The sequence below is a fragment of the Chryseobacterium barbadense genome, assembly GCF_042849955.1.
Taxonomy (GTDB): domain Bacteria; phylum Bacteroidota; class Bacteroidia; order Flavobacteriales; family Weeksellaceae; genus Chryseobacterium.
The window spans coordinates 1-8,577 of the sequence record NZ_BAAFHL010000080.1; the positions used below are offsets into that span (position 1 = coordinate 1).

Sequence of the window (8,577 nt, forward strand, 5' to 3'; positions counted from 1 at the left end):
GAAAATTATATCGAGAACAGCTTTTAATGGCTCTGTACATTTTCTTATTTCATTACAAAAACCATTAAACTGAAGACGTTCTTGGGTTTAGTGTGAAACAGCTTTCAATCCAACCACAGAAGCAATTAAGGTTGAAATAAAAAATACTCTCCAAAAGCTCGCCGGATCCTTAAAGAAAATGATCCCGACCAATGCCGTTCCTACTGCGCCAATTCCAGTCCATACAGCATAAGCCGTTCCTATAGGTAATGTTTGGGTTGCCTTGATCAATAATACCATGCTTATGGTCATGGTTACCAGGAAACCGGCGTACCAGTAATACATTTCTGTTCCGGAAGTTTCTTTCGCTTTTCCTAAACATGAAGCAAAGGCTACTTCAAACAATCCTGCAATAATTAATATAATCCAATTCATTTCTAATAATTTTCTGATGCAAATTTCCCCATTTGAGAGGAAACAACATTTTACAATTGTTAAAAAATGAATTTATTTTATTTCAGCCCGGATTCGGCTTAAGCTTACTTGTGTAATCCCCAGATAAGACGCAATATGTCCCAACTGAACTCTTTTCAGAAGATCAGGTTTTTGAGTCATAAGATCCGTATACCGTTCCAAAGCGGTTTTGAATTGCCTTGAAATGATCAGTTCTTCGGTTTTTACAAGTTCTCTTTCCGCAAATTTCCTTCCCCAATTCGCAATGTGTATGTCTTCCTTAAAAAGCTTTCTCAGGCTTTCTGTTTCCAGCCTGTACAGGTCACAGTCTTCAAGAAGCTCAATGCTTTCATAACCCGGTTTATCTTCTACATAGCTTTTCATGGAAACTATGGTTTCACCTTCGCTTCCGAACCAGAACGTAATATCATTGGATTCAGTGGAAGCATAAGCCCGAACGATTCCCCTACGGATAAAATAAATATAGGGAATCACTTTATCAGCTTCCATAAGACAATGGTTCTTAGGGAATGAGACTTCCGTAATGTGTCCTCTTAGAGCATTTTTGGAAGCTTCGGGTAAAACATAGATGCGGTCAAGGATCTGGTCGATATCCATTATTTGCTTTTCGAAGGTTTCTTTTCCATCTTTTCCACTTCCGCCAATGCAGCCTGTGCAAAATATTTCCATTTGTTCCGATGAGCTTCAGAAATCTGAACCCAGCCGTTCATCTTTTTCCCTTCCGAGGGCTCAAAGATGGTGGAACCGTTCAGGTCTAAAGCCTCTTCCAATAAAAGACCGGAAAGCTTTATGGCCATATTCCCGTTTTTTAAAAGTAAAAAAGCCTTACCGTTGGAGCCTTTCAGACAAAGAGCTCCGAACATTTTCCCTTCCTGTGCTCCGGGAATTTCCGCCGCCAGTTTCGTGAAATATTTTTCCGCTTCAGTCATGTATCAATTTTTTGTAGTAAAGATATTACTTTTTCATGCAGCACTTACTTTTATAGAGACAAAACCAGATTTAAAATTTTGTTTTACTAACTTTGCAATCCGGTTCAATATTGAGCCTAAAAAAGTATATATGCACAAAGCAGGATTCGTAAATATAGTCGGTAAGCCCAACGCAGGAAAATCTACCTTATTAAATCAATTGATGGGGGAGAAACTGGCTATCGTAACACAAAAGGCGCAAACCACACGTCACAGGATTTTTGGAATTTATAATGAAGATGATCTTCAGATCGTATTCTCTGATACTCCCGGGGTTTTAGACCCTAAATATGGGTTACAGGAGAAAATGATGGATTTTGTAAAAGATTCTTTACAGGATGCTGATGTTTTCCTTTTTATTGTGGATGTGACGGATAAAACCGAGCCTTCTGAGTTTTTAATTGATAAGCTTAACAAAATCCCGGTGCCGGTTTTATTGTTACTGAATAAAGTCGATCAGACCAATCAGGAAGGGTTGGAAAAATTAGTGGAAGAATGGCATCAAAGGATTCCAAAAGCTGAAATCCTGCCGATTTCCGCCCTGAATGCTTTCAATACAGAAATCATCTTACCCAAGATAAAATCCTTACTTCCGGAAAACCCGCCTTATTATGATAAAGACCAGTTTACGGATAAGCCGGAAAGGTTTTTCGTGAATGAAACCATCCGTGAAAAAATTCTATTGAACTATGATAAGGAAATTCCATACTCCGTAGAAGTGGTGACCGAGCAGTTCAAGGAAAAGGAAGGGATTATTTTTATAGATTCCATCATTTATGTAGAAAGAGACACCCAGAAAGGAATTTTGATCGGCCACAAAGGAGAAGCCATTAAAAAAGTAGGTACGGAATCCAGATTGGACCTGGAAAAGTTTTTTGCTAAAAAGATTCATCTGAATTTATTTGTTAAGGTGAAAAAAGACTGGAGAAAAAATGATAGGGATCTGAAAAATTTCGGATACAGATAGACTAAAACAGCCCTGTTCTTCGTTGTATTGTAAGATTTTTATTATCTTTAATCTAAATTTTCCATTGAATGAATTATTTGAACTCAAATTCCAGTACTATTTTTAAGGATATTGTTCTATTGATTGTAAGAGTTTTTATTGGTTTTGCCATGTTATCTCACGGTTTTCCAAAGCTTCAGATGTTATTAGAAGGCGGAAAAATTGAGTTTTATGATTTTTTAGGGATGGGGCCTCAGTTTACTTTGATCCTTACTGTTTTTGCTGAATTTGTTTGTTCTATTCTTCTTATTCTGGGACTGTTTACCAGAATTGCATTAGGATTTTTAATTTTTACCATGATTATTGCAGGTTTTTTTGTTCACGGGGCAGATCCTTTTGAAAAAAGAGAAATGAGCATGATTTATCTTTCTGTTTATCTTCTTCTGATGACTTTCGGTGCAGGAAAAATTTCTGTAGATTATATGATCGAAAAACGTAAACGAGCTTCAGATTGGTAATTGATACCAGATATACATAAAAAGAGCATTTTTTTAAATGCTCTTTTTTTCTCCGGATACCTCTTAATTATAAAAAGATCCCACATTCAGCGAATACATAATTGAAAAGTACACATATTCGCTTTAAATTCATTAATTTCGTGAAAAATGAAATATAATGAAGTTAAAATTAACCATTTGTCTTCTGGCTTTTCTTAATTTCTATGAAGCACAGGAAAATATTACTTACCAAAAACCTTCTGCAGAAATTCTTAAGCTTGCAGATTATGAAAGACCACCAAGCGTTTTAATTAATAATAAAAAAGACTGGATGGTCTTTGCTTATCGTCCTACTTATAAGACGTTAGAGGACCTCAGTCAGCAGGAAATGAAGCTTGGAGGGCTGAGAATCAATCCCGTTACCAATATTTCAAGCACAGCTACGTATTCCAATAACCTCAAAGTAAGAAAGCTGAATGACAAAAACGAAGTTCAGGTGAAAGGTTTGCCAACCAATCCTAAAATTACCAACACTTCTTTTTCCCCTGATGAGAAGAAGCTGGCTTTCACCAATACAACCGGTAAAGGAGTAGAGCTTTGGATCGTGGATCTGGAAACGGCTACCGCCAAAAAAATTACTGACGATAACCTGAATGCTAACCTGGGTAATCCTTATGTTTGGTATAAAGATTCTCAAAGTTTATTAATTAGAACACTTCCGCAGAACAGGCCGGCTTTGATCGATTCAGGCAAAGATATGCCTACAGGACCGATTGTTTCAACAGCAGACGGGAAAGTATCACAGAACAGAACATATCAGGATTTGCTTAAAAATCCACAGGATGAAAAGAATTTTGAAATCCTTACCTCTTCCGAGCTTTATAACGTAGACCTTAATGGGGGTTTAAAAAAAGTGAAAGATCAGGATCTGTATGCAGGTTTAAGCTTTTCACCCGATGGAAATTACCTGCTGGTGACCACCATTAAAAAGCCGTTTTCCTATATTGTTCCGTTAAGCCGATTTCCGATGACTTCCACAGTGTATGACATGAAGGGGAACACGGTGAAAGTAGTGAATGAAGTTCCTTTAAATGAGATCATGCCAAAAGGGTTTTCTTCTGTAAGAATGGGGAAAAGAGATATGGGATGGAGAAGCGATCTTCCTGCAACATTGGTATATGCTGAAGCGCTGGACGGAGGAGATCAGTATAAAAGTGCAGAGTACAGAGATGAAGTTTTCACTTGGGAAGCTCCGTTCAATACTGCACCGAAATCTTTCTTTAAAACCAAACAGAGATATTCCGGAACAAGCTGGACCAATGATCATTATGCTATCGTTAACGAAGGTTGGTACGATACCAGAAATACAAAATCCTTCTTAGTAGATCTTAACAATGGTGAATCCAAAGTCATTGATGACAGAAATTACCAGGATGTATACAGCGATCCGGGAAGTTTCAATACCACGAAAAATGAGTTCGGAAGAACAGTCGTTGATATGAAAAACGGGAAGTCTTATCTTATCGGGGACGGATTTACCAAAGACGGGCAACATCCTTTCATTGATGAAATGGATATGAAAACCCTTAAAAAGAAAAGACTGTATACCTCCAATCTAAAGAATGCCAAAGAAGATATTATAGATATCATTAATCCTTCTAAAGGAGAGGTTTTAACGATCCAGCAGTCGGCTACCCAATATCCGAATTATTTCAAAAAGAATGTCAGGTCTAATAAAGCGGAAGCAGTAACCCAATTTGCTAATCCGTTTGAAAGTATAAAAGATGTGTATAAGGAAGTGATCACCTACAAAAGAAATGACGGAGTAACTTTAACAGGAACCCTTTATCTTCCTGCGAATTATGACAGGAAGGCTAAAAAAGAAAAGCTTCCATTACTAATATGGGCTTATCCTACAGAATATAAAGATAAGAACACAGCAGGACAGAATACTCAGAATCCAAACGATTTCACGTTCCCTAATTACGGTTCTTTCGTGTATTGGGCAGCCAAAGGATACGCCGTTTTGGATGATGCCGCATTCCCGATCATCGGAGAAGGAAAAACAGAACCTAATGATACCTTCATTCCGCAGCTGGTTGCTAATGCTGAAGCGGCGATCAATGCGGTGGATCAATTAGGATATATTGACAAAACAAAAGTAGCAGTGGGAGGGCACTCTTACGGAGCTTTCATGACTGCTAACCTTTTAACTCATTCCAAACTTTTTGCGTGCGGAATTGCAAGAAGCGGAGCCTATAACAGAACCTTGACACCGTTTGGTTTCCAGAGCGAGCAGAGAAATTACTGGGATGTTCCGGAAATCTACAACACGATGTCGCCTTTTATGAATGCAGATAAAATGAAAACCCCATTGCTTCTGATTCATGGTGATGCAGACAACAATCCGGGAACATTTACATTGCAGACGGAAAGATACTTCCAGGCTTTGAAAAATCTGGGAGCTCCTGTAAAAATGGTGCTTTTACCGAAAGAAGCCCACGGTTATCAGGCTAAAGAGAATATTTTCCACGTTTTATGGGAACAGGATCAGTTCTTAGAAAAATGTTTGAAGAAATAATTTTTTAAAACTCGTTCATTTTGGACGAGTTTTTTAATATATAATTATAACACTAATGGGGTATTTTATCGGTTAAAAAATAATTGTACATTTATTAAAACTAAAAACCTTGAACCATGAAATCCCTCAAATCCGTTCTATTGCTGTCATTTCTGATAGCATTGTGTAACTGTAGCTCCCGAAGAGCTTTAACAGAATGTGACCATCCTTCCGGTTGGTGTAAAGAAATCCGGGATATCTCTGATAAATCTTGGAAGTATGCACAGCTGAGTAAGAATGTGTATAACAAGTCGTTCCAGTTTAATCTGGATAAATATTTTGAGAAGGTAGAAGATTTCGAAAATAAAGAAATGGATTTTTTTGCTACACTCTATAAGGACAAACTTACAGGAATGCATGTTTTTGTGTTTAGAGGTACAGATTCTTTTAAAGATTTTTCTACGGGTAACAATCCTGTCAACCAAAAGCAAAATAAGTATGGACTGGAGATCTTTGATCAGTGTAGAAGTAAATATAATTTTAATGAATGTATTGTGACAGGGCATTCGTTAGGAGGAGGAATTGCTACACATATTTCTTTAAACAGAGTAAATGCTACTGCTTTTACCTTTAACAGGAGTCCTGTATTCCGAAATAAAATGAAAATCAAAAATAGCCGGTATACTATTGTTGAAAATGGCGAGATATTAAAAGCGGCAAGACTTTTCGGAAAAGAGCCAAATCAGTTGTATACTTCCATTGGCTGTACAAAAGGAAATCCTGTTAAGCAGCATGATATGCAGGCTTTGGCGGAATGTCTGACCAGAATTGCAGCTTTTGAGGATAATGAAGCAAAGGAATCCTTAATTTTGAATCATATTTCAAGTGAATAAAATCGGCCGGGAAACCCGGCCGATTTTTCGTTATGCATTCTGTTTGATTCTCTTCGCAGACATATTCAGAAATCGTTTTACCAGGAACACGGCGGAAACCGTTAATCCCAATCCTAAAGCGATCCACATTCCGAAAGCTCCCATTTCCAAGGTTACACAAAGGAAATATCCTAAAGGAATCGTAATGATCCAATACGCAATAAAAGTATAGATGGAAGGAATTTTAACATCCTGCAATCCTCTCAGTGTTCCTAAAGCCGTTACCTGGATTCCGTCTGATAATTGGAACAGGGCGGCAATGATCAATAATTTTGATGCTAAAGCAATTACCTCAATTTCTTCTTTCTTGGTAAAGAACGTAGGAAGGATGTTTCTGCCTAAAATAAATATGATTCCGCAGATTGTCATGAAAATAAAAGTTATTTTCAGGTTATTGATCCCTACTTTCCGCAGTTCAACAAAATTACCTTCACCCAGCTTTCTTCCGATCATTACGGTAGATGCCACACTGAACCCGATACATAGGTTAAACGTAAAGGAGGCCATACTTAATGCGATCTGGTGGGAAGCAATATCATGAGCAGAGATCAATCCGCAGATGAAGGCAGCAGCAGCAAAAGCTGTTACTTCAAAGAACATCTGTAAGGCAGTAGGAAAACCTAATTTCAGCATTTTACTGAACATTTCTTTTGAGAATACCTGGATTTTCAAAGAAAAATCTTTGATATACTGTTTAGTCTTTTTTTCATTTAAAAGAACGAAATAAAGGAAAACCACCATAAAAATCCGGGCAATTAAGCTCGCTAAAGCGGAACCTTTCACACCCATCGGAGGAATTCCGAAAAGCCCTTTGATAAAGACATAGTTCAGCACAATATTGATTACATTGGCAATAATGGTCGCTTTGGTTACCCCGATGGTATACGATAAACCTTCCGAAACTTCACGCAGTGTCTGGAAAGCCATGAAAGGAATAATGCTGATCACCATAATTCCTAAGAAATCAGCCGTATCGGGAATAATTTTTGCTGGCTGTCCGGAATGATATAGTAAAGGCATTCCCAAAAACAGGATGCACATTAAGATAATTCCTACAGACATATTGATGATAAAGCCGTGGCTGAAAACAGAATTAATGGTTTTATGATCCCCTTTGGAGTGAGCTTCCGAAACCAGCGGTGGAATGGCAAAAGAAAATCCCAATGCCAATACAAATATTGAGAAAAATACGGCGTTTCCTAAGGATACAGAGGCCAGAGCATCTGCACCCAAAAGTTTCCCGACAATAATATTGTCAAATAAGTTGACCGAAACCTGTCCCACCTGCGTAAGCATCACGGGAAGAGCCAGTTTCAGAGCTTCATTCGTATAGTTTTTATTTAAAAAGTTCATAATAGTTCAAAAAAAAAATTTGCAGCTTTAAATACTGCAAATTTTTTGTAATGTATTTTAATTAATAATTAATTATTTTCTTACAAAATTTGCAACGTCTTCTTCAGAAACAGTGTTTCCACCAAGGATAATCAACCTTTCTACCACGTTTCTCAGCTCCCTGATGTTTCCTGTCCACGAAAGGGCTTTCAAAGCTTCAACAGCTTTATCGTCAAATTTTTTCACCGCAGTGCCATGCTCCTCAGCAATAATTCCTGAAAAATGTTCTACCAATAGTTTAATATCTTCTTTTCTGTCATCTAAAGGCGGAACATAGATCTCAATAACAGAAAGCCTGTGATATAAATCTTCCCTGAACCTTCCGGCTTCAATTTCAATCTGCATATTCTTGTTGGTAGCCGCAAGTACCCTCACATCCACTTTAATTTCCTTATCACTTCCTACAGGGGAAACCTTGCTTTCCTGGAGTGCTCTTAATACTTTTGCCTGCGCAATAAGGCTCATATCTCCAATCTCATCCAGGAAAATAGTACCGCCGGTTGCCTGTTCGAACTTTCCCTGCTTATCCTTGATAGCCCCTGTAAATGAACCTTTCACATGTCCGAAAAGCTCAGATTCGATCAATTCGGAAGGAATAGCCGCGCAGTTTACTTCCACCATAGGTCCTTTTGCCCTGTCGCTCTGGCTGTGAATAGCATGAGCCACCAATTCTTTTCCGGCACCATTAGGCCCTGTGATCAAAACTCTGGCATCTGAAGCTGCCACCTTTTCGATCATATCCTGAATCTTTTTTAAAGCAGGAGACTCACCGATCATCTGGTACTTTTTGTTAACCTTCTTTTTCAGGGTTTTATTTTCTGTCTGAAGA

At 38.0% G+C, this 8,577-nt stretch carries 9 protein-coding genes; 4 read left to right on the top strand and 5 right to left on the bottom strand.

What is annotated here, in order from left to right; genetic code table 11:
• Nucleotides 1-87: 87 nt before the first annotated feature.
• The 3 genes from ACGHIN_RS15790 to ACGHIN_RS15800 all read right to left on the bottom strand — a co-directional run bounded on the left by ACGHIN_RS15790 (nt 88) and on the right by ACGHIN_RS15800 (nt 1,382).
• Nucleotides 88-414 (bottom strand): DMT family transporter, encoded by a 327-nt coding sequence (locus ACGHIN_RS15790; protein WP_390455669.1) that lies wholly within the window; start codon nt 412-414, stop codon nt 88-90.
• 72 nt (nt 415-486) lie between these two features.
• On the bottom strand, nt 487-1,050 hold the full coding sequence (locus tag ACGHIN_RS15795; RefSeq protein WP_390455693.1) for a Crp/Fnr family transcriptional regulator: 564 nt from the start codon (nt 1,048-1,050) through the stop codon (nt 487-489).
• Complete coding sequence (locus ACGHIN_RS15800) at nt 1,050-1,382, bottom strand: hypothetical protein (protein ID WP_390455672.1); 333 nt, start codon at nt 1,380-1,382, stop codon at nt 1,050-1,052. Before ACGHIN_RS15800 ends, ACGHIN_RS15795 begins: the two co-directional genes overlap by 1 nt.
• 130 nt (nt 1,383-1,512) lie before the next feature.
• On the opposite strand from ACGHIN_RS15800, the gene era reads away from it, so the two are divergent.
• From era to ACGHIN_RS15820, 4 genes are all read left to right on the top strand, one after another.
• Nucleotides 1,513-2,388, top strand: coding sequence for a GTPase Era (gene era / locus ACGHIN_RS15805; protein ID WP_390455675.1), 876 nt, complete (start codon nt 1,513-1,515; stop codon nt 2,386-2,388).
• Nucleotides 2,389-2,456: 68 nt separating this feature from the next.
• Entirely contained in the window at nt 2,457-2,885 is a 429-nt protein-coding gene (locus ACGHIN_RS15810) for a DoxX family protein (RefSeq protein ID WP_390455678.1), read from the top strand.
• Nucleotides 2,886-3,042: 157 nt separating this feature from the next.
• On the top strand, nt 3,043-5,445 hold the full coding sequence (locus tag ACGHIN_RS15815; RefSeq protein WP_390455681.1) for an alpha/beta hydrolase family protein: 2,403 nt from the start codon (nt 3,043-3,045) through the stop codon (nt 5,443-5,445).
• A 116-nt stretch (nt 5,446-5,561) separates the two neighbouring features.
• Nucleotides 5,562-6,317: an alpha/beta hydrolase family protein gene (locus ACGHIN_RS15820; RefSeq protein ID WP_390455684.1), complete on the top strand. Its 756-nt coding sequence runs from the start codon at nt 5,562-5,564 to the stop codon at nt 6,315-6,317.
• Between the two features lie 30 nt (nt 6,318-6,347).
• On the opposite strand, the gene ACGHIN_RS15825 is transcribed toward ACGHIN_RS15820, so the two are convergent.
• Complete coding sequence (locus ACGHIN_RS15825; RefSeq protein ID WP_390455687.1) at nt 6,348-7,709, bottom strand: MATE family efflux transporter; 1,362 nt, start codon at nt 7,707-7,709, stop codon at nt 6,348-6,350.
• Nucleotides 7,710-7,781: 72 nt separating this feature from the next.
• Nucleotides 7,782-8,577 (bottom strand): sigma-54 interaction domain-containing protein (locus tag ACGHIN_RS15830; RefSeq protein WP_390455690.1); only part of this gene is annotated, 796 nt, incomplete at its 5' end.

Coding starts and splice junctions, on each gene's coding strand:
- ACGHIN_RS15820 (WP_390455684.1), top strand. CDS start 5,562: ATGAAATCCCTCAAATCCGTTCTATTGCTGTCATTTCTGATAGCATTG.
- era (WP_390455675.1), top strand. CDS start 1,513: ATGCACAAAGCAGGATTCGTAAATATAGTCGGTAAGCCCAACGCAGGA.
- ACGHIN_RS15800 (WP_390455672.1), bottom strand. CDS start 1,382: ATGACTGAAGCGGAAAAATATTTCACGAAACTGGCGGCGGAAATTCCC.
- ACGHIN_RS15825 (WP_390455687.1), bottom strand. CDS start 7,709: ATGAACTTTTTAAATAAAAACTATACGAATGAAGCTCTGAAACTGGCT.
- ACGHIN_RS15795 (WP_390455693.1), bottom strand. CDS start 1,050: ATGGATATCGACCAGATCCTTGACCGCATCTATGTTTTACCCGAAGCT.
- ACGHIN_RS15815 (WP_390455681.1), top strand. CDS start 3,043: ATGAAGTTAAAATTAACCATTTGTCTTCTGGCTTTTCTTAATTTCTAT.
- ACGHIN_RS15810 (WP_390455678.1), top strand. CDS start 2,457: ATGAATTATTTGAACTCAAATTCCAGTACTATTTTTAAGGATATTGTT.
- ACGHIN_RS15790 (WP_390455669.1), bottom strand. CDS start 414: ATGAATTGGATTATATTAATTATTGCAGGATTGTTTGAAGTAGCCTTT.